The 22,174-nt window shown below is 32.1% G+C and carries 21 protein-coding genes; 10 read left to right on the forward strand and 11 right to left on the reverse strand.

Annotated elements, in window-relative coordinates; all coding sequences use genetic code 11:
- Positions 1-26 precede the first annotated feature (26 nt).
- The gene (locus J8L88_RS14240) at positions 27-1,667 is read right to left on the reverse strand and encodes a TldD/PmbA family protein (protein WP_027391978.1); all 1,641 of its coding nucleotides are present in this window, start codon (positions 1,665-1,667) and stop codon (positions 27-29) included.
- Positions 1,668-2,205: 538 nt separating this feature from the next.
- On the opposite strand from J8L88_RS14240, the gene J8L88_RS14245 reads away from it, so the two are divergent.
- Positions 2,206-2,787: a uracil-DNA glycosylase family protein gene (locus J8L88_RS14245; protein WP_211061045.1), complete on the forward strand. Its 582-nt coding sequence runs from the start codon at positions 2,206-2,208 to the stop codon at positions 2,785-2,787.
- A 3-nt stretch (positions 2,788-2,790) separates the two neighbouring features.
- On the opposite strand, the gene J8L88_RS14250 is transcribed toward J8L88_RS14245, so the two are convergent.
- The gene (locus tag J8L88_RS14250) at positions 2,791-3,309 is read right to left on the reverse strand and encodes a DinB family protein (RefSeq protein ID WP_211061046.1); all 519 of its coding nucleotides are present in this window, start codon (positions 3,307-3,309) and stop codon (positions 2,791-2,793) included.
- Positions 3,310-3,722: 413 nt separating this feature from the next.
- On the opposite strand from J8L88_RS14250, the gene J8L88_RS14255 reads away from it, so the two are divergent.
- Positions 3,723-3,944, forward strand: coding sequence for a hypothetical protein (locus J8L88_RS14255; RefSeq protein ID WP_027391981.1), 222 nt, complete (start codon positions 3,723-3,725; stop codon positions 3,942-3,944).
- A gap of 65 nt (positions 3,945-4,009) precedes the next feature.
- On the opposite strand, the gene J8L88_RS14260 is transcribed toward J8L88_RS14255, so the two are convergent.
- The 6 genes from J8L88_RS14260 to J8L88_RS14285 form a co-directional block, all read right to left on the reverse strand.
- Positions 4,010-5,848: a YfiR/HmsC family protein gene (locus J8L88_RS14260; RefSeq protein WP_211061047.1), complete on the reverse strand. Its 1,839-nt coding sequence runs from the start codon at positions 5,846-5,848 to the stop codon at positions 4,010-4,012.
- Positions 5,845-8,550 (reverse strand): TonB-dependent receptor domain-containing protein, encoded by a 2,706-nt coding sequence (locus tag J8L88_RS14265; protein ID WP_247666486.1) that lies wholly within the window; start codon positions 8,548-8,550, stop codon positions 5,845-5,847. Before J8L88_RS14265 ends, J8L88_RS14260 begins: the two co-directional genes overlap by 4 nt.
- Before the next feature lie 126 nt (positions 8,551-8,676).
- Positions 8,677-9,087, reverse strand: a complete 411-nt coding sequence (locus tag J8L88_RS14270; RefSeq protein WP_211061048.1) for a response regulator — start codon at positions 9,085-9,087, stop codon at positions 8,677-8,679.
- Positions 9,053-9,505, reverse strand: coding sequence for a response regulator (locus tag J8L88_RS14275; RefSeq protein ID WP_027391984.1), 453 nt, complete (start codon positions 9,503-9,505; stop codon positions 9,053-9,055). Before J8L88_RS14275 ends, J8L88_RS14270 begins: the two co-directional genes overlap by 35 nt.
- Positions 9,506-9,675: 170 nt before the next feature.
- The gene (locus tag J8L88_RS14280) at positions 9,676-10,077 is read right to left on the reverse strand and encodes a two-component system response regulator (protein WP_027391985.1); all 402 of its coding nucleotides are present in this window, start codon (positions 10,075-10,077) and stop codon (positions 9,676-9,678) included.
- Between the two features lie 46 nt (positions 10,078-10,123).
- Positions 10,124-10,549 (reverse strand): response regulator, encoded by a 426-nt coding sequence (locus J8L88_RS14285; RefSeq protein ID WP_027391986.1) that lies wholly within the window; start codon positions 10,547-10,549, stop codon positions 10,124-10,126.
- Positions 10,550-10,770: 221 nt separating this feature from the next.
- Between J8L88_RS14285 and J8L88_RS14290 the strand changes: the two genes are divergently transcribed.
- Together J8L88_RS14290 and J8L88_RS14295 are read left to right on the forward strand one after the other, a co-directional pair.
- Complete coding sequence (locus J8L88_RS14290; protein WP_247666487.1) at positions 10,771-12,003, forward strand: hypothetical protein; 1,233 nt, start codon at positions 10,771-10,773, stop codon at positions 12,001-12,003.
- A gap of 2 nt (positions 12,004-12,005) precedes the next feature.
- A complete protein-coding gene (locus tag J8L88_RS14295; RefSeq protein WP_211061049.1) occupies positions 12,006-13,016 on the forward strand; it encodes a metal-dependent hydrolase in 1,011 nt (336 codons plus the stop codon).
- Between the two features lie 53 nt (positions 13,017-13,069).
- Here the strand turns inward: J8L88_RS14295 and J8L88_RS14300 are convergent, their stop codons facing one another.
- Both J8L88_RS14300 and J8L88_RS14305 read right to left on the reverse strand, forming a co-directional pair.
- Positions 13,070-13,570 (reverse strand): DUF1761 domain-containing protein, encoded by a 501-nt coding sequence (locus J8L88_RS14300; RefSeq protein WP_211061050.1) that lies wholly within the window; start codon positions 13,568-13,570, stop codon positions 13,070-13,072.
- Positions 13,571-13,627: 57 nt separating this feature from the next.
- The gene (locus tag J8L88_RS14305; protein ID WP_211061051.1) at positions 13,628-14,227 is read right to left on the reverse strand and encodes a LysE family translocator; all 600 of its coding nucleotides are present in this window, start codon (positions 14,225-14,227) and stop codon (positions 13,628-13,630) included.
- Positions 14,228-14,528: 301 nt separating this feature from the next.
- On the opposite strand from J8L88_RS14305, the gene J8L88_RS14310 reads away from it, so the two are divergent.
- The 4 genes from J8L88_RS14310 to J8L88_RS14325 all read left to right on the forward strand — a co-directional run bounded on the left by J8L88_RS14310 (position 14,529) and on the right by J8L88_RS14325 (position 18,476).
- Complete coding sequence (locus J8L88_RS14310) at positions 14,529-15,014, forward strand: acetyl-CoA carboxylase biotin carboxyl carrier protein subunit (protein WP_118385603.1); 486 nt, start codon at positions 14,529-14,531, stop codon at positions 15,012-15,014.
- A gap of 51 nt (positions 15,015-15,065) precedes the next feature.
- Positions 15,066-16,508, forward strand: coding sequence for an acetyl-CoA carboxylase biotin carboxylase subunit (gene accC / locus J8L88_RS14315; RefSeq protein ID WP_118385602.1), 1,443 nt, complete (start codon positions 15,066-15,068; stop codon positions 16,506-16,508).
- Positions 16,509-16,511: 3 nt separating this feature from the next.
- Complete coding sequence (locus J8L88_RS14320) at positions 16,512-18,053, forward strand: acyl-CoA carboxylase subunit beta (RefSeq protein ID WP_027391993.1); 1,542 nt, start codon at positions 16,512-16,514, stop codon at positions 18,051-18,053.
- A 66-nt stretch (positions 18,054-18,119) separates the two neighbouring features.
- Positions 18,120-18,476: a hypothetical protein gene (locus J8L88_RS14325; RefSeq protein WP_211061052.1), complete on the forward strand. Its 357-nt coding sequence runs from the start codon at positions 18,120-18,122 to the stop codon at positions 18,474-18,476.
- A 126-nt stretch (positions 18,477-18,602) separates the two neighbouring features.
- On the opposite strand, the gene J8L88_RS14330 is transcribed toward J8L88_RS14325, so the two are convergent.
- Positions 18,603-19,493: a hydroxypyruvate isomerase family protein gene (locus tag J8L88_RS14330; RefSeq protein ID WP_211061053.1), complete on the reverse strand. Its 891-nt coding sequence runs from the start codon at positions 19,491-19,493 to the stop codon at positions 18,603-18,605.
- A gap of 328 nt (positions 19,494-19,821) precedes the next feature.
- Between J8L88_RS14330 and J8L88_RS14335 the strand changes: the two genes are divergently transcribed.
- Positions 19,822-21,513 (forward strand): GMC oxidoreductase, encoded by a 1,692-nt coding sequence (locus J8L88_RS14335; protein ID WP_211061054.1) that lies wholly within the window; start codon positions 19,822-19,824, stop codon positions 21,511-21,513.
- Between the two features lie 10 nt (positions 21,514-21,523).
- Positions 21,524-22,162 carry a gluconate 2-dehydrogenase subunit 3 family protein gene (locus J8L88_RS14340; protein ID WP_211061055.1) on the forward strand — a complete coding sequence of 213 codons (639 nt, stop codon included), beginning with the start codon at positions 21,524-21,526 and terminating at the stop codon, positions 22,160-22,162.
- The last annotated feature ends 12 nt before the right edge of the window (positions 22,163-22,174 follow it).

The raw sequence follows: 22,174 nt of genomic DNA on the forward strand, positions 1-22,174 counted from the left end.
TTTTTATTTGTAAATAAGACTGTGATTTAAATTTTTCTACCTGTGTTGATCACATTCACACCATTAAAACGTGTAGTAGAACTTCCGTGAGATACAGCACTTACTTGTGAAGGCTGTCCTTTACCATCAAAGAATGATCCGAACATTCGGTAATCATCTTTGTCACATATCTTAGCACAAGAATTCCAGAACTCCTGTGTATTAGATTGATACGCTACATCATCTAGCATACCTACAATTTTTCCGTTTTTGATTTCAAAAAATACAGTTCCACCAAATTGGAAATTATATCGTTGCTGATCTATAGAATAAGAACCTCTACCTGCTATGTAGATTCCTTTTTCTACATCTTTGATCATATCGTCTATAGAATACTTCTCTTTTCCTGGTTCTAAAGAAACATTAGGCATACGCTGGAATTGTACATCATTCCAACTCTGAGAATAACAACATCCATGAGATTCTTTTTGGTCTATCATATGAACCTGATCACGTATTGCCTGGTAATTGGTTAATACACCGTTACGAACTAAATCCCATTTCTTAGTTTTTACTCCTTCATCATCATAGCCTACAGCTCCTAAGGATCCTACTTGGGTTTTATCTGCTACTAAGTTTACAATATCACTACCGTATTTAAAGTTTTTAGTCTTCCATTTATCTAAGGTAGCAAAACTTGTTCCTGCATAATTGGCTTCATATCCTAAAACTCTATCCAACTCTAATGGATGTCCAACAGATTCGTGAATTGTTAACCCTAAATGATTTGGTTCTAGTACTAAATCGTATTTACCAGCTTCAACAGATTTAGCAGTTAACCTTTGCTTCGCTTGCTTAGCTGCCAATGTTGCATCTTCTATAATATCATAACTTCCACGATATAGTTTGAGACCTTCAGGGCCTTTTAATTTTTCTGAAGCTAATCCGTCCATATACTCATACCCCATACCCATTGGAGCACTCATTGCTTGGCGTGATTTAAATTTACCAGTACCTTTATCAATTGCGGTAACTGTAAATGTTGGCCAGATACGATGTACATCTTGATCAATATATGATCCATCTGTAGATGCAAAATATTTCTGTTCATTTACCATAAAGAGTCCAGAATTAACATAATTAGCTCCGTTCTCCAATGCTGCTGCATTTGCCGATAATAGTAAGTCTACTTTTTCGGAAACTGGTACATCTTTAAAATCCTTTTTTATAGGAGTTTTCCAAGATACTTCTCCATGTGATTTTACTGGAGCCAGTTTTACTTCTTCTTTTTGAAATTTAGAATTTGCTTTTGCTATTGCTACTGCTTGATCTGTAGCTTTCTTAATTCCGTCTTCGGTAACACTATTGGTAGATGCAAATCCCCAAGTACCATTAACAATTACTCGAATTCCGATACCAAATGATTCTGTATTAACTACGTTTTGTACTTTATCTTCTCGAGTAAATACATATTGGTTTAAATACCTACCTATTCTGGCATCGGCATATGTTGCTCCCAATGATTTTGCAGTATTGAGTGCAACATCCGCCATCTTTTTCTGAATGGCAATATCCATTCCCGGATTAAGCAATGCTTCTGCGGGAATATCATTTCCCAGAAGTAATGAAGGCATCATTAAAGCGCCTGCTCCTAATCCTGTGTATTGAATAAAATCTCTACGTTTCATAAACCTCTTTTTTGATTGAGTGAATATTAAAATAAGTCTGATGAACTTTTTCCTGTAAAAAATACTTTAACTAATCAATTACTAGAAGAGATTACTAAAGTTTTGTTACAAGACTAACTTCCGTTAGCTTTAAAAGTAGAAAAATAATATTAAACTTCCATACTCTGAAAGAGGACTACGATTAAATCCACAACGTAGGATTCCGCAAAGTAGCTCTTTCAACCAACCAACCATAAACAACTGACAAACAATTAATTAACTTTGTTTTAATAATTAAATAATTCTCAAAGAAACACACCAAAAACAACGAAAAAATCATTAAAAACACACATACTTAAACTTTTGTTAAACTTTTAAGCTCTTCCTTATTAAATACACAAAAACACGACTAAATAGATCATATTGAATAATACAAACCACAAGTTAGGGCAATACGTTCTAAAAACGGAGATGAATGTATTGTCTTTATAATAAGCTTATTATTAACATGAACTGTTAGAACATTTTGTAATTTAACCTTCTAAATTTCCAACACTATATGGATACTCTTTTATCTTCAATTTCAAAATGTGACGTATGCGCCCAAAAATTAGAATTAGGTCCGAGACCTATTATTTCTGCTAATACACGAAGTAAAATTGTAATTATAGGACAAGCTCCAGGAAGTGTTGTTCATAAATCCGGAATTCCTTGGGATGATAAAAGTGGACAAAATTTAAGAGCGTGGATGGGAATTGATAATGACACTTTTTATAATTCTGAAATCACAGCTTTAATTCCAATGGGTTTTTGTTACCCTGGAAAAGGAAAATCTGGTGACCTACCTCCTACTAAGGAATGTGCTCCATTATGGCATCAAAAATTACTAAGCAATATGAAGGATGTAGAACTTATACTATTAATTGGTACCTATGCACAACAATATTACTTAGGAAATAAACTTAAAAGAACACTTACAGAATCTGTGAAAAATTATAAAGAATACCTACCTAATTATTTTGTACTACCACATCCATCGCCAAGAAATAATATATGGCAAGCAAAAAATGAATGGTTTAAAAAAGAGGTAATTCCTGAATTACAGAACAGTATTAAATCTATAATTACCAAACGAAATTAAATTTTATAAATATCTTTCTTTTATAATATCCATATGCCAAATCTCATGACCAATTATGGTAAAAGCTGCAGCTCTAGCTGACATATCACCACCATTAGCGTTACCGATATACATCAACTGATCATTACTAATACTATTTAGGAATGAAATAGAATTTTGTCTTACTATTTTGAATTCACCAATCAATTCGCTCATAGATTTTTGATTTGCTCCTGAAGGATCTATATAAATATTTTGATCATAACCTGCTAAAGGAGTTAGATCATTTCTGGCAATACGAAAACACCTATACATAAATATGCGTTCGGTATCTATTAAATGTTGTAAAACTTCTTTAATACTCCATTTATTAATATCATATCTATATTCTTGTTTTTCCGGAGGAATAGACTCAAAAAAAATAATTACATCATCTTTTCCTATTTCGAAACCTTTTATTATACTAACTTGTGGAGACAACTTTTTAATATATCTACCATAATATTCATCATATTCTTTGGGCTCCAAATCTGTACTATTCATTTTTCTTGATTTATAATATACATACAATGATATCAAATCATATTAAAAGAATAGTAGTCCAGTTTTTATAAACTGAAGATTCCAGTAATCTTTATTTTTAATAAAATGTTTATCGCTTTATTTAAAAAAAATAACAAATCACCGAAATCAAAAAACAGATAAAAACCTAAAAAACAATGTATTTAATTCGTTAAATATTTGAAGTAAATACAACATTTGCTAAAAAAACATCTATTTATTAAAACTGAGTATAATGATCATTTATCATTTCATTTATTTCCGTTATATATAAGAGACAATAAATGTCGATTTTTTTTATATATTTACCCCAAAAGTGTTAAATTAAAGACTAAATAGTTTATTTTTTATAAAGTAGTCTAAAACATTTTTATTATTACAATAAATACTGAGTTATGGAATTAATGGAGAAAGCACGTGAGTTTGAGGGCAGAAGTATGAGCAATATGTCCACTAGTGATCGAGTTGAAGCATCAAGAGAAGCAAAAGATCTCGTTTTGAGTCTTAATGAAATCTACAAACAAAATAAAGATCCGGAAATCATGGAAATGATGAAGATCATTACTGCTAAAAAACAAAAAATAGAAAAAAGACTTAAGGGTAGACCTGAAGTTTAGAAAAACTACATACCTCATAAGTAATTATAGATTACAGTTACTTATGAGGTACTATTTATGTATTGCTATTCGGGAATTGTAAAGTAAAAAGTAGTTCCCTTTCCTTCCGTTGATTCTAACCAAATTGCGCCGTTGTGAGATTCTACAATTTTCTTGCAGTGCGCTAATCCTATTCCAGTACCTTGATATTTTTCTCTAGAATGGAGTCTTTGGAAAATTGCAAAAATCCTATCTTGGTGAATTTTAGGAATACCTATTCCATTATCCTTTACCGAGAACTGCCAATATTTTTTGGAAGGTTCGTCTTTTCTTCCTTTTTTAATTGCCTCTATATGAATTTCGGGGATGATACCTTCTTCTGTAAATTTAATCCCATTACTAACCAAATTTTGCAACAATAATCTTAGCTCTAAAGGATTTCCTTTAACAACAGGCAACTTTTTCGAATAGATTTTAGCATTAGTCCTTTCTAAAATATTAGTGAAATCGCCTTTTAGTTCGTCTAAAACTGTATTCATATCCACTTTTGTAAACTCTCTAGTTCTTCCTAATCTAGAATATTCTAATAAAGAATCAATCAGTTTCTTCATCCGAATACTAGCATCCTTTATAAAATTCAAACTTTCCTTTCCTATGTCATCAAAAACACCTCCATAATCCTCTGATATTAAACCTATAAAACTGGAAATTGTATTTAAAGGTTCTTGCAAATCGTGACTAGCGATATACGCAAATTGTTCTAGTTCTTTATTTTTTGATTCTAGCACTAATGATTGCTCGTATATTTCTTTATTCTTCTCCTCTAAGGAAGCATTCAATCTTTTTTTATTAAGATAACTTCTATAGATAAAAAAACCTCCAATTAGAATTAGAGCGATCAACGCAATTAAGTACCAATTAATCTTTTTTTGATTATCTAGCTCCGAACGTTGTTCTTCTAAAATCTTTTCCTTTTCCTTAATTTCTTCATTCTGTTGTTCTAAATATTCTTGTTGTTTTTTAATCTCTTGAATACTTGTTTCTATCTTTTTTTCCTGATTTTTAATAAATGCAACCTGATCCTGAATATTTTTCTCTAACTCTTTTTCTATTAGGAGTTTTTCTTCGTATTTTTTTTCTTGTATTTTACTTTCACTTGATAGCTTTTCAATCCAATTATTTCTATCTACAATACTCCCTTGGATTGTATCAATAGCCCTTGCTTGATTTGATATTTTTTCTTCTTGTTGTTTTATTTGTTCTTCATTATCCCTAATAGCAACCTTCTGCTCCTCATTCTCATCTAAAGCTTTTTCTAAAGATTCTTCTGCCGTTTTAAATAAACCTTTCCATTTTTGAGAAGAGGTAATTGCGTATTGTTCTAATGAGGGAGCTATTACAAAACCTTCATTTTTAATTCGACTTACATTAATCTCGTATTCAAAAGAATCCCCAACATTAACCATGTTGACCATAGAAGAATTATAAAAGTAATCTTCTGTAACTAGTAATATATTTTTTTCTGAAATTTTGCCAAGAATATAATTTATATCATAATTATACTTATTATGAACATATAACAACTGAACATCTTTAATACTTTTCACAAATTGAAAACGAACAATTTCTACCGGCTTTCCAAAAATCTTTCTTTTTTGAGCCATTGATTTTAGGTCGATAATTGTTCTATCTGGCCCCAAAACCCCTATTTTAAAAGTATCTATCTTATCTATTTCTGGCCAGCCTACTTGTTGCGCAAAATTGTATACGAATATAGCACGTTGTACTCTTTTCACTTCTTCATTAGCTGTCTCCTGAGCAATAAGGTTGTTAGCCCCAAATGCAGAAAACCAGGCTAAGAATGCAATTAAAACATATTGCCTATTCAATTGAATACATAAAAAACTACACAAATTATTATTCATAACTTTAACAATAACCGAAGATAATAATTAGCACCATTAACTCCGAATTGTTGTACTCTTCTACTGTAAACAAAATTGCCGTTACTAGTATTTGCTGAATGTTTATGTCTATCTGGATAGACATTAAAAATGTTGTTCCCTCCTAGTGTACATTTCACATAATCGTTAATCTGGTAAGAAACCGCTAGGTCGGTTGTTAATTTTGGAGAAAATGTTTGATCACGAGATTCTATATTTCCGGTATAATTATTTAGCACCCAATTCGATTGATCTCCATCATCTGGATGTACAAACTTTACTTCTCCAAACAACGTATTGACCATTTGCAGCCTAAACTTACCAAACTCATATGACAACAAAGAATTTATCTTATAATTAGGCTGTGCAGATTCTACCCTAGCAATCTCTTCTCTATTAAACAACACGTCTTCTTGTCCTACTAAAGAAGGAGATACTTTTATATTTCCTTTTACTTTAGTACTTGTAATATTACCACCTAAAGAGGCTCCCAGTTTACCAATTCCCAGGTCCGTTTTATAATGTATTGCAACATCTCCACCTGATGTTTTAGAATCAATAGCATTAGTGAAAAATTGGGCCGCACCTACTCCAAAAGGTTCGAGAATTGTTTCATACCCTTCAGCAAATCTCCCGGAAAGCACTATTCTATCATCAATATTAATTAAGTAATAATCAAAGGTATAAGTGAAATTATCATTTAATTTCCCACTAATTCCAGCGCTAAAATGTTTTGACAATTCGGGCTTTAACTTGTCAATCTGAAATGCTTCTGTAGCTACTGCACTTTCATTATTAAACGTTCCTACTTGAATACTTTCGCCGTTTACGAACTGCGTACTAATATTTTGGAAAAACACTTGATGCAATGATGGTGCTCTGAAACCTGTAGAAAACCCTGCTCTAACACTTACATTATCATTAATCCTATATCTACTAGACAGTTTCCAGATAGCTTGTCCTCCAAAATCATTATAAGCTTCATATCTTGCTGCGGCTTTCACCAATAATTTGTCTGAGATATTAGTCTCTACATCAAAATAAGCGGAACTATTTGTTCTAAAGCGATTTAATTCATTTTCTGGTTGAAAACCCGGAAACACCTGAGCTCCAGCTGCTCTAGGAAGCTCATTTCCAAACTCATCAAAATATGTACTCTCACCATTGATATATGATGCCTCCTCACCTGCTACGATTTGATAATTTTCCACTCGTAATTCCGCTCCAAATGCTATGTTAACTCCTTTTAACCAATCAAAGGTTTTAGAAATATCCAAATTGGTGGTGTTTTGTTGATACTCGAACCCACCCGCATAAAAAGTTCTAGGCGAAGCAACACCTAATGAAGCGTTGTTAGAATTATTCACCGTGTAATCTAAGCTATTGATACCGATGGAGTGACTAAAATCTACATTCCACCCATTCTTAACTCCCCTAATTCCACCTGCAACGACATCATCCTGAATATCAGTTAATATCTGGGGCGAAAAACCATTAGGAAATAACTCTGGCACTACTCTATCCTGATCCTTTGGAAAACGGTAAAATCCAGCCGCCATACCTTCTCTATAATTTCTTCCTCCTTGTAAGTAAAATGTTGCTTTTTCGGACATCTTGATTTCTCCATTAAATGCCAACGTAAGGTTTTGTGTTTCTGCACTTCCAATTTCCATAACCCTATTCCCGGAATACCCTGTTTGATCAAAGAAATTATTTTCTTGGATTAACCTCTGATCTTCTGCTAAATCATCTGTATAAACCGTTCCTGTATAATCTCCTGCTCTATTTATTGATTCTCTATCTCTATATTCTGCAGTCACATTAATATAACCTTCCTTACCAATTTTTAATCCAAAATTAGCCGAAGAATACGTAGTAAAACCATCTCCTTCTGTCGTAATACCAACCCTATTATCTATATTAATAACTTCTGTTTGTTTCTTTAAAATAATATTTATCACACCTGCTATTGCATCTGATCCATATTGAGAAGTTGCACCATCACGTAATATTTCTATTCGTTCTATAGATGCTATAGGAATCGCATTAAAATCAGTCCCCACTGTACCCCTACCAACAGTTCCATTTACATTTAACAACGAGCTATTATGCCTACGTTTGCCATTCACTAATACTAAGATTTGATCAGGTCCTAAACCACGTAAAGTTGCTGGATCAATATGATCCGTACCATCCGCTATGGTTTGATTGGTAGAGTGAAAAGATGGAACTAAATAATGTAAAATATGGCTTAACTCTATTTGTGAGGAATTAGTAATCTCCTGAGGAGAAATAATATCCACAGGTGCCGTTGTTTTAAGTAAAGATCTTGGTTTTGCTCTGGAACCAACTGAAATGGGTTGATCTATAGAAAACCCTGTTTCTAGTACAAAATCCAACTGGGCAGTTTCTCCAACTTTTACCATTGTAGTCTTGGAAACTGAGTTATACATCACAAATCCAGCGGTAAGAACATACTCGCCTTCTTCTACATCAAACGTATAGTTTCCATTTACATCTGTTGTAGTATTTTGATTAGTCCCTTCTATACTAACTCTTGCTCCCGGTAAACTACCAAATTGATCGGAAACATTCCCGGAGATAGTTGCTCTAGATTGTGATAAAGTTATTTGGCAAAAAAAGAGTATTGAGGCGATACAGGATATAGTCTGTAATCTAACCATAAAGGTAATTTTAAATTTATTTACAACTAAAACGTTTGTGCTATTAAACCGTTTGTGCAATATAAATAATAAAAAACAAAAGTTTCTTAAAACTAATATCCTTTGGTGGATTTAGAGACCAAATAATTATTCTATCGAAGTCAATTCTTTATTAAAATACTTCTGTCTGATAGCATCTACACCAACTCTAGACAACATTTTACCACTAAATTCTTTAATTTGATCGATAGATCTTGCTAATTCTTTATCTTCTTTTGTCAGTTCTGCGCCAATCATTAAAATGATGGTTGTATTCTTTAAAGAGTTTTCTAAGTCTTGAAATTTTGATAAAAATTCCCAACCATCCATTACCGGCATGTTAATATCTAAAAAGATAATCTCCGGAACTATTCCTGATTGGATAATCTGTAAAGCCTCTAAACCATTTTTAGCGATCAATATGTCATCAACATATCCAGTTTTTGAAAGTACAATCTTATTAAAAAAAATGGTTGCATCACTATCATCGACTAAAAGTACTTTTGCTATTGTTTTCATTGGAGTGGGGTTTAAAAAAATGTCTTTTAACTACTTTATTTAATGTTGGGAATGATAATGGCTTATTAACAAGATCTTTTACAAAATGATTTTCTTTGGACTTCTCTACATCTCTAACATCAGAAGATGTGGTAAGTATTATAATCTTAATACCTTCTATCACTTTTTGATTTAGTTTGGAATACTCAATTAAGAACTCCCAACCATTCATAGCAGGCATATTAAGATCAAGAAAGATTAGATTAGGTTTTAATTCGGTTCCTTTATCAACATCAGCTAAGTATTCCAAAGCAGCCTTTCCGCTTTGTCGTACCCTTATTGAATTGAAACTATCATGTTTTGATAAAATCTTACTATTGAAGAAATTGGTAGGTTTATCATCATCAATCAATAAAACACAATCAATTGGATTATACATAATATATTTTTGTTGGTTTCGAACAAAAGAACCACATCAATACAAGAAAACTAATCTTAATAAAATTTTAGATAAGTATTTTACGATAAAATACAAAAACAAACGATAAAGCGCATTTTTAATTTAAAATAGTACTTTTGAAAAAGATAATTGGAATACCATATATGATATTATTTTATAGCATTCTTAAAATACTTAGAAATAATATCTAGAACAACTTCCTTAGTTAACATCTTATCTCTGAACTCCATAACCTGCGGAAAAGATTTTAGTTTTATCTCTTGCTCTTCACTTAACTTGGCTCCTAACAACACTACTATTATTGTGTTCTTACAAGAATCTGACAATGTATCATATTGCTCTAGAAACTCCCACCCATTCATTATAGGCATATTCAAATCCAAGAAGATTATTTCTGGAATAGAAGCTGTCTGAATATTTTCCAGTGCATTCTCACCATTAGTAGTTAAAACAACTTCTTCAACACAATTTGTTTTTAAAATTATTGTTTTATTAAAGAAATTGGTTGCTTTACTATCATCAACTAAAAGAATCTTTTTTAACTTATTCATTTAAGCAAAAATATAAAAACACTTAAACAATAAAGGTGATCTTAACTCAACTTTTTATCACACGTTTAGAAAAATGTTTTTGCATTACATTATCTAATAAATCTAATGATAATGGTTTATTAATAAAATCATCCACTGAATGATTCTTTATCGATTCATTAACATCATCAGGGTTAGAAGATGTTGATAATAAAATTACTTTAATTCCTTCGGTAATAGCTTTGTTCAGTTTCGCAAACTCTATCAAAAACTCCCATCCATTCATGGCTGGCATATTGATATCTAAAAAAATAAGATCAGGTTTTATTACTTCTCTATTTTCTACTTTAGAAAGGTATTCTAATGCAGCTTTCCCACTCTGCACTGTATTTACATTATCAAAACTATTATGTTTTGTAACTACCCTTTCATTAAAGAAATTTGTGGCCTTATCATCATCAATTAAAAGCACACAAGTGACTGATTTCCCCATAAAATTTTCCAATTACAATCAAAAAAACTAAACTTATTTGAAATATGCATCATAAAATCAGACTTTTCATGGCATTTTTCGTTTAAAAACGTGATTTACACGACAAAACAACATTAAATGTTTTTCCGTATCCAACTTACGGTATTAAAGCCTTTTAAAATTGTAAAATTAAAATTGACAATCGTTTAACAAACTACTATTAAAAATAAATGTAAATTTGAATGCTATTCAGACAACAGTTTGTCAAAAACATTGGTAAGGGATTTATGCTTGACAAAATAAAAAATAGTTGTAGAACAACTAAACTTCATTATTCAATATTTCAGAGTACTAATGATGTTCCTTCTAAAGATTGGAATAGTGTAAATAATGAAAATAATCTTTTTCTTACACTAAACTATCTTAACACTTTAGAACAGACATTATCAGAAACTATTGGATTTCGATATGTTTTATTCTATGATCAAAATATCCCTGTAGGAATTGCTGTAACACAACTTATAAAATTTAACACTGAAGATTTAAAGTTTCAGGAGTTCCCTTGTCGAATAAGTGACGCAATCAAAAATACTTTTATGAAAAGTATGGATGTGAGAGTACTTATCTGCGGAAATCTTTTTTCTTGTGGAGAACATGGTTTTCTATATGCACCTCACATTAGTTCTAAAGAAGTGTTTGAAAGTTTATCAGATGCGTTACGAGAAATTCGAAAATCAGAAAAATCAGAAAAGCCATCATTTATATTATTAAAAGAATTTTGGCCTTCTTCATTTAATCAAAGTGATTATATTAAAAGACAAGATTTTAGAGAGTTTAGCATCGACGTCAATATGGTATTAAAAATACAACAAGACTGGAATAGCTTTGATGATTATCTGGATAGTATGAAAACTAAATTTAGAACAAGAGCTAAAAAGGTTTTTAAAAAGTCTGCTGATATCATTGTCAAAGATTTTACGGATGAAGATATTAATACATATCATAAAGAAATAGACGCCTTATATCTTTCTGTTCTGGATAAAGCTGATTTTAAAATTGGAAAACTTAATGCAATTACTTTTGAAAATTTAAAAAAGACGCTTCAGGATTCGTTTATTTTTAAAGCGTACTTCTTAAAAGATACCCTTGTTGGTTTCACCACTTCTTTTATTCTTAATAAAATTGTAGAAGCAAATCATATTGGTATTGATTACAAATACAATAAGTCTTATGATATTTACCAACGTATGCTTTATGATTATGTAGATCTTGCTGTATCTAAAAAAGTAGACGAATTAAGATTGGGTAGAACAGCAGAAATCATAAAAAGTTGCGTAGGTGCAAAACCCGTAGAAATGAAATTATATGTTCGTCATGGAAATTCAATTTCTAACAAATTATTAAAACCTTTGGTTGATTTCATTTCTCCCAGCGAATATGAAGTAAGAAATCCGTTTAAACTTCAGTTAAGTTAATAATGGATTCATTAACTCAGATTGTACTCGGTGCTGCTGTTGGTCAAGCTGCTATAGGAAAAAAAGTAGGAAATAAAGCTATGCTTTGGGGCGCAATTGCTGGAACGATTCCTGATCTAGATGTTTTAGCTAAATTATTTTTTGACAGCGTTACTTCTAATGAATTGCATAGAGGTTTTTCACATTCTATTTTGTTCAGTATACTTATGGCTCCACTTCTGGGATGGCTAGTGAGTAAAATATATAAAAACAAAGAAGCAGATTGGAAAGATTGGACCAAGCTTATGTTTCTTAGTCTATTTACCCACCCTATTTTAGACGCATTTACGACTTGGGGAACACAATTATTTTGGCCTTTAGATTATAAAGTGGCTTTTCATAATATTTTTGTAGCAGATCCTTTATATACTGTCCCGTTTTTAGTTTTTGTACTCATAGCTATGTTTTATAAACGTACAAATCCTAAAAGAAAGTTTTTTAATAATCTAGGATTGTACTGTAGTAGTTTTTATATGTTGCTTACTTTGGTATTACAACAAATTGCAGAATCTAATTTTACCACTAATTTAGAAAACCAACATCTTACATATAATCAAATACAAACTCGACCTACTGCATTAAATAGCATTTTATGGACAGCCAATATAGAAACTGACGAATCCTTTCTTATCGGATATTATTCCTTACTTGACGAACCAGATATTATTAATTTTACTGAGTTTCCTAAAAACCATTATTTACTAGGTGAAGCAAAAAATGATCCTTTAATTCCGCGTCTAATTAAATTAAGTGAAGGTTGGTATACGATCGAATCTGATACCGATAAATTATACTTTAATGATCTTAGATTTGGACAATTAGGAATGGGTAAAGATGCGAGTCGTTTTGTCTTTAGCTACGAATTGTATTATGATCAAAATGGTAATTTACAAGCTAAAGAACGTGAACGTAATGTGGAAGAAGCTTCTCCTATGCTTAAAAAACTCTTTTCTCGCATACTTGGGAATAAATAAAAAAAAGAGGATTAATAATAGGTATAAACCCTCTTTTTTTATTGTTAAATACATTAGGTAAACTCACAAATAATGCCTCCCATTAATGCTAGGCACACAGTCCAATACCCAACATTTACTAGTATATACTTCACTTCCTTTCTTTCGAATAAAGCATTTGTTCCCAACACAGGTAAAACTAAAAATATTCCAGCCATTGCACCGTGCAAAGCACCATGCTTAAATGTTCTAAAGTTGGTTCCATATTTATTCATAAAATCCTGAGTATACTGATAGATTTCTGTCCCTTCCTTAGTTAAGTCCGGCTCATTCATTAAGCTCTGAAAAAAACCATTTTGATGTATTACCATAGTCGGAAGAGAAGAAGCCAACATAAGGCTTAGAATAAGAGAAACAATAAAAATTACAGCCATGTTCCCTCCTTTTAAATCTTCTGTTGTAAATCCACAAGCATTCATCCAAGCAGTACCGAAAACCTTTGGGTTATACCATATAAACCCTAATACTATAGGTACAAGAGCAGCGATTGCAACTATTAATAAATTAAATTCCATATTGGTTTGTTTTTTAAGTTGTTACTCAAATATAGCAAAAATGAATTTTATCAAATATTACAAAACTAGGTAGGCTAAACGGAAAGAAAAGATTAGCAAAACTACTCCAGTTATCCTAAAGAATATTTTCAATCTATAAGGAGATATGAATGGCTTAAGCTTATCTGAAAGAAAAACTTTCAGTAAATCTATAGTCAATATACCGGTTAGAACAGCTGTCAAAAAAACTAAAAACGCTATGGAATCTGAATATTTTTCATGTCCATATTTAAACACTGCAATCCAAACAATAAATACAAAAGGATTAAAAAAATTAACGCTAAATCCTTTGATAAAAAAAGAAGTCCATTTTTTAGAATTAATAGATATATCATTAGTAATTACAGCTTTTTTAAGCAGATAATTAATTCCCAATCCAAAAAGTATAACACTTCCTATAATACCAATCCAAAATTGATTCTGAGTTGCTGTCATAAAAGTAGAAAGTCCATAATAACATAATAAAACACATATGACATCACTGACTATAATACCAAAAGCAACAGAAAACCCTGCTTTCACACCATACTGAAAACTACTATTGAGTAACAAAAAAAATACTGGACCAACAAAAATGATCATCGCTATACCAATAAAAAATCCTTCAATAAATGACATACATTAAAATTGTTCCAGAACATACATAATTATATATGTTATGTAAATATAGATATAATCGTCTGCTTTTTTAACCAACTATTTTAAGAATATAAAAGTACAAAGTGATCTCTCTGAAACCACAACAAAACCTTTTTGACACCTTTTTACAACCCTATTCTTTAAATATTTCAACCTTCTCTTTTTTTTTCATTTTCTTAGAAAAGACACCCTTTATCAAACATTTTTTAAAAATTTCACAAGAAATACCTATGATGAATATAAATACCTATATTTATCGACCAAATTGAATGGTTTATTTATGAGTACAAACTATAAAGTAAAAGTAAATAAGGACTTTGAAACTAGCTTATCTGAAGATACTATTTTGAAAGCCAATATTATTGAAACTTCCAATTCAAAATTTCATGTTATTAACAATAATCAATCCTATCATACAGAAGTTATAAAATCTGATTTTGTTAATAAGAACTATACAGTAAAAGTAAATTCTAATATCTATGAGGTCGATATATCTAACTCATTGGATATGATGATTTCGGAAATGGGTTTTTCTATTGGTGCGTCGAAACAAGTAAACTCTATAAAATCTCCAATGCCTGGGTTAATTATAGATATACAGGTAGAAATTGGTCAAACCGTTAAAGAAGATGACTATTTACTAGTTTTAGAAGCAATGAAAATGGAAAACATTATTACTTCTCCAAGAGAAGGAACTATTAAATCCATAGCTATCTCTAAAGGAGATGCAGTAGACAAAGGAAAATTATTGATTGAATTCGAATAAAACCTCAAAGTAAGTTTAAATCAAAAGACATATCATAAGTTCTAATACATTATGAAAAAAATACTTGTTGCAAATAGAGGAGAAATTGCCATTAGAGTAATGAAAACCGCTCAAAAAATGGGAATTAAAACAGTGGCTATATATTCTACTGTAGATCGAGATGCTCCTCACGTAAAATTTGCTGATGAAGCAGTTTGCGTTGGTGAAGCACCTTCTAACGAATCCTACTTGTTAGGTTCCAAGATTATTGCATTTGCCAAAGAATTAAATGTGGATGCAATACATCCTGGTTATGGATTCTTAAGTGAAAATGCTGATTTTGCAGAGGAAGTAGAAAAAAATAACATCACTTTTATAGGACCAAAATCCAAAGCTATTAAAGTTATGGGTAGTAAGCTTGCTGCTAAAGAGGCAGTAAAAGCATATGACATACCTATGGTCCCAGGTATTGATGAAGCAATTACTGATGTTGATAAAGCTAAAAAAATTGCACTAGAAATTGGGTTTCCCATTCTAATAAAAGCTTCTGCTGGTGGTGGTGGAAAAGGAATGCGTGTAGTAGAGAAAGAAAGCGAACTAGAATCACAAATGCAACGTGCTATAAGTGAAGCTATTTCTGCTTTTGGTGACGGATCAGTATTTATCGAAAAATACGTAGCATCTCCAAGACATATTGAAATACAGGTGATGGCGGATACTCATGGAAACGTTATTCATCTTTTTGAAAGAGAATGTAGTGTACAACGAAGACATCAAAAAGTAGTGGAAGAAGCTCCTTCTGCTGTCTTAAGTCCAGCTTTGAGATCCGCAATGGGCGAAGCTGCTGTTAGAGTTGCACAAGCCTGTGATTATGTTGGCGCAGGAACTGTAGAATTCTTATTAGATGAAAACCATAATTTCTATTTCCTAGAAATGAATACTCGTTTACAAGTAGAACATCCTGTAACAGAACTAATAACGGGCACTGATCTTGTAGAGCTACAAATAAAAGTAGCAAGAGGAGAAGAACTTTCTATTAAACAAGAAGATTTAAAAATAACTGGACATGCATTGGAATTAAGAGTATATGCAGAAGATCCATTAAATGATTTTTTACCTAGTGTAGGGCACTTAGATACTTACACAATTCCGACAGGTAATGGTATTAGAGTAGACAATGGTTTCGAAGAAGGAATGGATATTCCTATTTATTATGATCCTATGTTGTCAAAATTAATCACTTATGGTGATAGCCGAGAAGAAGCTATTCAATTAATGATTAAAGCCATTGATCAATATCATATAGAAGGTGTGCAAACAACCTTATCCTTTGGCAAATTTGTGTGCAAACACGAAGCGTTTGTATCCGGTGCTTTTGATACTCATTTTGTAAAAAAATATTACACCCCAGAAGTGTTAAAATCCGAAATGGAGATAGAAGCAAGAATAGCAGCGCTCACAGCCCTAAAACAATATAAAAAAGATCAACAAGTATTACGTTTACCAATTCGCTAACATATGAACTCTAAAATAAAAACTTTACAAGAAAAAATTGATCTAGCACATTTAGGTGGCGGTAAACAACGTATTGAAAAACAACATCAAAAGAAAAAATTAACCGCTAGAGAACGTGTAGATTATTTCTTAGACGAAGGATCTTTTGAAGAAATCGGAATCCTAGTTACTCATAGAACAACCGATTTCGGAATGGAAAAAGAAATCTATTATGGTGATGGTGTAGTAACAGGTTATGGTACCGTACATGGAAGATTAGTATATGTATTTGCTCAGGATTTCACCGTTTTTGGAGGTGCACTATCGGAAACACACGCTGAGAAAATTTGTAAAGTAATGGATCTGGCAGTCAATGTTGGAGCACCTATTATTGGATTAAATGATTCTGGTGGAGCTAGAATTCAAGAAGGAGTGCGATCCTTAGGTGGTTATGCTGATATTTTTCATAAAAATGTACAAGCTTCCGGAGTAATTCCACAAATTTCTGCTATTATGGGACCTTGTGCCGGTGGAGCAGTTTATTCTCCAGCTATTACCGACTTTACTATTATGGTAGAAGATACTAGTTATATGTTCGTAACTGGACCAAATGTAGTGAAGACTGTAACCAATGAAGAAGTAACTTCTGAAGAATTAGGTGGAGCTAGCACACATTCCTCAAAATCGGGAGTAGCTCATATAACTTCATCAAATGATATAGAATGTCTAGAAGATGTAAAAAAGTTACTGAGTTATCTTCCTCAAAATAACCAAGAAACACCAAAAGCTCTTTCCTATGAATTATCTGATGAAAAAAGAGAAGTTCTAGCAGAAATAGTACCGGATAACCCAAATAAACCTTATGACATGCATGAGGTTATTGAAGGAATTATTGACGAAGATTCTTTTTACGAGATTCATAAAAATTATGCTGAGAATATCATCGTAGGTTTTGCCAGAATTGGTGGAAGAAGTGTTGGAGTTGTAGCTAATCAACCTATGTTTTTAGCAGGTGTTTTGGATGTAAATAGTTCTAAAAAAGCTGCACGTTTTACACGTTTTTGTGATTGTTTCAATATTCCATTACTTGTTTTGGTTGATGTTCCGGGATTCTTACCTGGTACAGATCAAGAATGGAATGGAATCATAGTACATGGAGCAAAATTATTATATGCACTAAGTGAAGCAACAGTTCCAAAAGTAACGGTAATAACCCGTAAAGCATATGGTGGTGCTTATGATGTAATGAACTCTAAGCATATTGGAGCAGACCTTAATTTTGCTTGGCCGACTGCAGAAATAGCTGTAATGGGGGCAAAAGGCGCCAGTGAAATAATTTTCAGAAAAGAGATCAAAGCTTCGGATAACCCTGAAGCAAAACTTGCAGAAAAAGAAGCTGAATATGCAGATAAATTTGCAAATCCATATAGAGCAGCACAACGAGGGTTTATAGATGAAGTAATTCTTCCAGAAGATACTAGAAGAAAACTAATTAAAGGATTTAGTATGCTAGAAAAAAAATCTGTTGATCATCCAAAAAGAAAGCACGGTAATATTCCTCTATAATATGTATAGGTAGTTTACATAACATTTTTCTATTTTTACGATATTATAAAAATAGATGAAGACCCCATGAATAATAGACAGCTTACTAAATTTGCAATCTATGCAATTGCTGTACTTTGTGCAGCACTTATTAATGAGTTCGTGATTAAGTATGTAAAAAAGCATATTCATGAACAAGGATATCTTTTGGTAATCATAGATATGCTAATAGTGGTGTTAATTTTTGCACCGGCTTTTGCGCTAGTTTCTAAATACACTAAGAAACTATCCAAAGCCTATTTAAAAACATCTAAGAAAGTTTCAAGTAGCAAAAATGGAAATCTATTAGGTTTTACCGTAGCAATAATTATTCTGTTTATTCTTTTTGCCTATTTACGGCATAATATTAATGTGGTTCAGGATTTAAAAACTATTATACCATAGTTTACAAAATTACCAATCTGAGCTTGTCGGAGACTATATAATCTTTGTTTTATTAATTTTACTTCGACAAGTTAGGTGTAACAGAAATGGAAGCATTACTTTTTATTAGATGGTGATAATACAAGGTTAAACATCACAAATCGTTATTCCTTCTTTTAGAGCCTCTAAACTATCTTGATACGTCGGAATAAACTCTTGAGCTACATAACCTGTAAACTTATTAGCTACAATAGCTTTCATAATAGCTGGATAGTTTAGTTCTTGAGTGTCATTTATCTCATGTCTTCCCGGAACACCACCCGTATGATAATGAGAGATATAATTTTTATATTTATTAATGGTAGCAATAATATCTCCTTCCATAATTTGCATATGGTAAATATCATAGAGTAATTTAAAATTAGTAGAACCAATTTTATCAACCAATTGAACTCCCCAAGGCGTATGATCACATTGATAATCTTTATGATCTACCTTACTATTAAGTAATTCCATTACTAAAGTAACATCATTCTTTTCTGCATGTTTTACAAGTGGTTCTAATCCCACAGAACACTGTTCTAACCCTTGATCAGAAGAAATACCATTCCTATTACCCGAAAAAACGATAACCTGTTTTATACCCGAGTTAGACGCTTGTGAAATGAGATTGAAATATTTTTTCTGAAGTTCCTCATGATTCCTAGGATCATTAAACCCTTTAGTAATACTAGCAAAGGTATCTGTTGCCAAAGAACACTTAAGTCCTTTTTTTATAACAACTTCCCATTCATCCGGTTTTAAAAGATCTATCGCCTTAATGCCTATATCGTTTGATTTTTCTGCAAATTCTTCCAATTCGATATTACCATAACACCACCTACATACCGCGTGATTTATATTTCCTTTCAAACTGTTTTGAAAGGAATTAGAAATGTCTCCTGATATGGACTGCGGTATTACAACACCTCCAAGACCAATAGCACCAATACTAAGAGAAAGATTCTTAATCGCTTTTCTTCTATTTAATTTTGACATTAGCTTTGAATTTTTTTTTAATGTATCACTAATTTAATTAATGATTTGTTAATTGTATTGTTAAAAAACAAACAAACTTCTTATATTAGAACCTGAATTTGATGATATTAATTTTATAACTATTAATTATTATCATTTTTAGCTAAAACACCTTTCTTCCAGAACAAGAAGAAAACAGACAAACAAAACTACTATCAGAGCTAACAATAGTGCTTGTAAAATCACTATATGAGTTATATAAATTAATAGAAGTCTAATACTATTTCTATTGATTTATCCTATTCATTATTATTTAATTTATAGACTGTCTGTAAACATCAAAAAAAGTATGGAACAAGAACCTCAATATGACGCAATTGTCGTAGGAACAGGAATTAGTGGTGGCTGGGCTGCCAAAGAGCTTTGTGAGAAAGGGCTTAAAACACTGGTATTAGAGCGTGGCCGTATGGTTACCCATATCGATGATTATACCACTGCCAATGATGATCCTTGGGATTATGATTTGAAAGGTGAACCTTCAAGATCTGAAATCGCCGAACAGCCAAAACAACATCGTACAGGATACGTAACTGATAAGGCGCATCGTCATTTCTTTGTTAATGACCTAAAACACCCCTATAATGAAACCAAACGTTTTGATTGGATACGAGGCTATCACGTTGGAGGTCGATCATTAATGTGGGGAAGGCAAAGTTATAGATTATGTGATTTTGATTTTGAAGCAAATAAAAAAGAGGGGATTGCCGTTGATTGGCCAGTTCGTTACAAGGATATTGCTCCTTGGTATGATAAAGTAGAAGAATTTATTGGTGTTAGTGGAGAAAAGCTAGGATTAGAACAACTACCAGATGGACAATTTCTTCCTCCAATGGAACTAAATTGTGTAGAAGATCACCTAAAAAAGAATATTGCTGAGAATTATGAAGATAGACTTTTAACTATTGGAAGAACTGCACATATTACTGGCACCAAGACGTTTGAAGGAAGGATGAATTGTCAATACCGTAATCGTTGTATGAGAGGTTGTCCTTTTGGAGCATATTTTAGTAGTAACTCCTCTACTCTACCAGCGGCAGAGAGAACTGGAAATATGACTTTACGTCCTAATTCTATTGTTCATCAAGTATTATATGATGATAAGACAGGAAAAGCAACTGGGGTAGAAGTAATAGATACGATCTCCAAAGAAAAGATACAATTTACTGGCAAAGTTATATTTCTATGTGCATCAGCAATTGCTTCAGCGAGTATATTAATGCAATCGAAATCAGAACGTTTTCCGAACGGAATGGGTAATGACTCTGGAGAATTGGGTCATAACATTATGGATCATCACTTTAAAGCTGGTGCTTTTGGAAAATATAATGGGTTTGAAGACAAATATTTCAAAGGTAGAAGACCTAATGGAATTTATATCCCTCGTTTTAGAAACATAGGAGGAGAAACTGACCAAAAGAATTTTAAACGTGGATATGGGTATCAAGGAGGCGCTAGTCGTTCTAATTGGGAAGAAACTATTGCCGAGCTTGGGTATGGTAAAGAACTAAAGGATAAAATTTTAGAACCTGGTGGATGGCGTGTTGGACTTATGGGATTTGGCGAATGCTTACCATATTACGAAAACAAAATGAGTTTAGATTATAATAATTTAGATGAGTGGGGATTACCAACAGTAACATTCGATGCAGAGTTTAAAGAAAATGAACTCGAAATGCGAAAAGATATGATAAAACAAGCAATGGATATGCTTACCAAGGCTGGTTTTACAGATATACAACCTTGGGACGATATTGGAGCTCCTGGTTTAGGAATTCACGAAATGGGAACTGCTAGAATGGGTAAAGATCCAAAAACATCAGTTCTAAATGCAAACAATCAAATCCACGCAGTACCTAATGTATATGTTACTGATGGAGCATTTATGACTTCTGCCAGTTGTGTAAATCCATCATTAACCTATATGGCATTTACCGCAAGAGCTGCAGATCACGCAGCAACACAAATCAAAAATAACGCTTAATCTTAGTACTATGAACAGAAGAGAAGCATTAAAAAACATAGGGTTATCAGCTGGATATATTGCCGCTACCCCAACAATACTAAGTCTATTACAAAGCTGTCAAAAAGAATATGTATTGGATTGGACTCCAGAGCTACTATCAATAGATGAAGGAAAAGCTTTAGAACAAATAGTAGATCTTATTCTTCCGGAAACGGATATTCCTGGCGCAAAATCATTACATGTACCAATGTTTATTGACAAATTTATCAATCAAGGTGTAGAAGAAGCTGAGGAAGCACAAATGTTTAAGTACGGTGCAGGAGTTATCTTAGATGAACTGGGCGTTAACGAAGAAAAAAATGTTGACGATGTAACCATAGAAGAATATGATGCATTGCTAGCTAAATATTTAAAAATTTCTAAAGAAAAACGAAAAGAATACTGGGAAGAAATGGCCATGATAAAAACTCCTGAAGATTTAGAAAAAATATCTAAAGAAGCAATATCTTTTACTTTCCTTTCTTCTGTAAGAGATCTATCTATTTATGGATTTAAAACATCAAAAGAGATTGCAGAAAATGTACTTAACTATCTACCTGTACCTGGAGAATATATTGGTTGTGATTCTGTAGAAAACCTAACCGGCGGAAAAGACTGGGCTTTATAAAAATTACCTAAC

The sequence above is a fragment of the Aquimarina sp. MMG015 genome, from assembly GCF_018100855.1.
Taxonomy (GTDB): domain Bacteria; phylum Bacteroidota; class Bacteroidia; order Flavobacteriales; family Flavobacteriaceae; genus Aquimarina; species Aquimarina latercula.

Bases quoted from the DNA above. Each gene is read 5' to 3' on its own strand.
- J8L88_RS14320 (WP_027391993.1), top strand. From the start codon at position 16,512: ATGAACTCTAAAATAAAAACTTTACAAGAAAAAATTGATCTAGCACAT.
- J8L88_RS14330 (WP_211061053.1), bottom strand. From the start codon at position 19,493: ATGTCAAAATTAAATAGAAGAAAAGCGATTAAGAATCTTTCTCTTAGT.
- J8L88_RS14290 (WP_247666487.1), top strand. From the start codon at position 10,771: ATGCTATTCAGACAACAGTTTGTCAAAAACATTGGTAAGGGATTTATG.
- J8L88_RS14335 (WP_211061054.1), top strand. From the start codon at position 19,822: ATGGAACAAGAACCTCAATATGACGCAATTGTCGTAGGAACAGGAATT.
- J8L88_RS14340 (WP_211061055.1), top strand. From the start codon at position 21,524: ATGAACAGAAGAGAAGCATTAAAAAACATAGGGTTATCAGCTGGATAT.
- J8L88_RS14265 (WP_247666486.1), bottom strand. From the start codon at position 8,550: ATGGTTAGATTACAGACTATATCCTGTATCGCCTCAATACTCTTTTTT.
- J8L88_RS14305 (WP_211061051.1), bottom strand. From the start codon at position 14,227: ATGTCATTTATTGAAGGATTTTTTATTGGTATAGCGATGATCATTTTT.
- J8L88_RS14275 (WP_027391984.1), bottom strand. From the start codon at position 9,505: ATGTATAATCCAATTGATTGTGTTTTATTGATTGATGATGATAAACCT.
- J8L88_RS14285 (WP_027391986.1), bottom strand. From the start codon at position 10,549: ATGGGGAAATCAGTCACTTGTGTGCTTTTAATTGATGATGATAAGGCC.
- J8L88_RS14300 (WP_211061050.1), bottom strand. From the start codon at position 13,570: ATGGAATTTAATTTATTAATAGTTGCAATCGCTGCTCTTGTACCTATA.
- J8L88_RS14310 (WP_118385603.1), top strand. From the start codon at position 14,529: ATGAGTACAAACTATAAAGTAAAAGTAAATAAGGACTTTGAAACTAGC.
- J8L88_RS14295 (WP_211061049.1), top strand. From the start codon at position 12,006: ATGGATTCATTAACTCAGATTGTACTCGGTGCTGCTGTTGGTCAAGCT.
- J8L88_RS14325 (WP_211061052.1), top strand. From the start codon at position 18,120: ATGAATAATAGACAGCTTACTAAATTTGCAATCTATGCAATTGCTGTA.
- J8L88_RS14250 (WP_211061046.1), bottom strand. From the start codon at position 3,309: ATGAATAGTACAGATTTGGAGCCCAAAGAATATGATGAATATTATGGT.
- accC (WP_118385602.1), top strand. From the start codon at position 15,066: ATGAAAAAAATACTTGTTGCAAATAGAGGAGAAATTGCCATTAGAGTA.
- J8L88_RS14240 (WP_027391978.1), bottom strand. From the start codon at position 1,667: ATGAAACGTAGAGATTTTATTCAATACACAGGATTAGGAGCAGGCGCT.
- J8L88_RS14255 (WP_027391981.1), top strand. From the start codon at position 3,723: ATGGAATTAATGGAGAAAGCACGTGAGTTTGAGGGCAGAAGTATGAGC.
- J8L88_RS14245 (WP_211061045.1), top strand. From the start codon at position 2,206: ATGGATACTCTTTTATCTTCAATTTCAAAATGTGACGTATGCGCCCAA.
- J8L88_RS14270 (WP_211061048.1), bottom strand. From the start codon at position 9,087: ATGAAAACAATAGCAAAAGTACTTTTAGTCGATGATAGTGATGCAACC.
- J8L88_RS14260 (WP_211061047.1), bottom strand. From the start codon at position 5,848: ATGAATAATAATTTGTGTAGTTTTTTATGTATTCAATTGAATAGGCAA.
- J8L88_RS14280 (WP_027391985.1), bottom strand. From the start codon at position 10,077: ATGAATAAGTTAAAAAAGATTCTTTTAGTTGATGATAGTAAAGCAACC.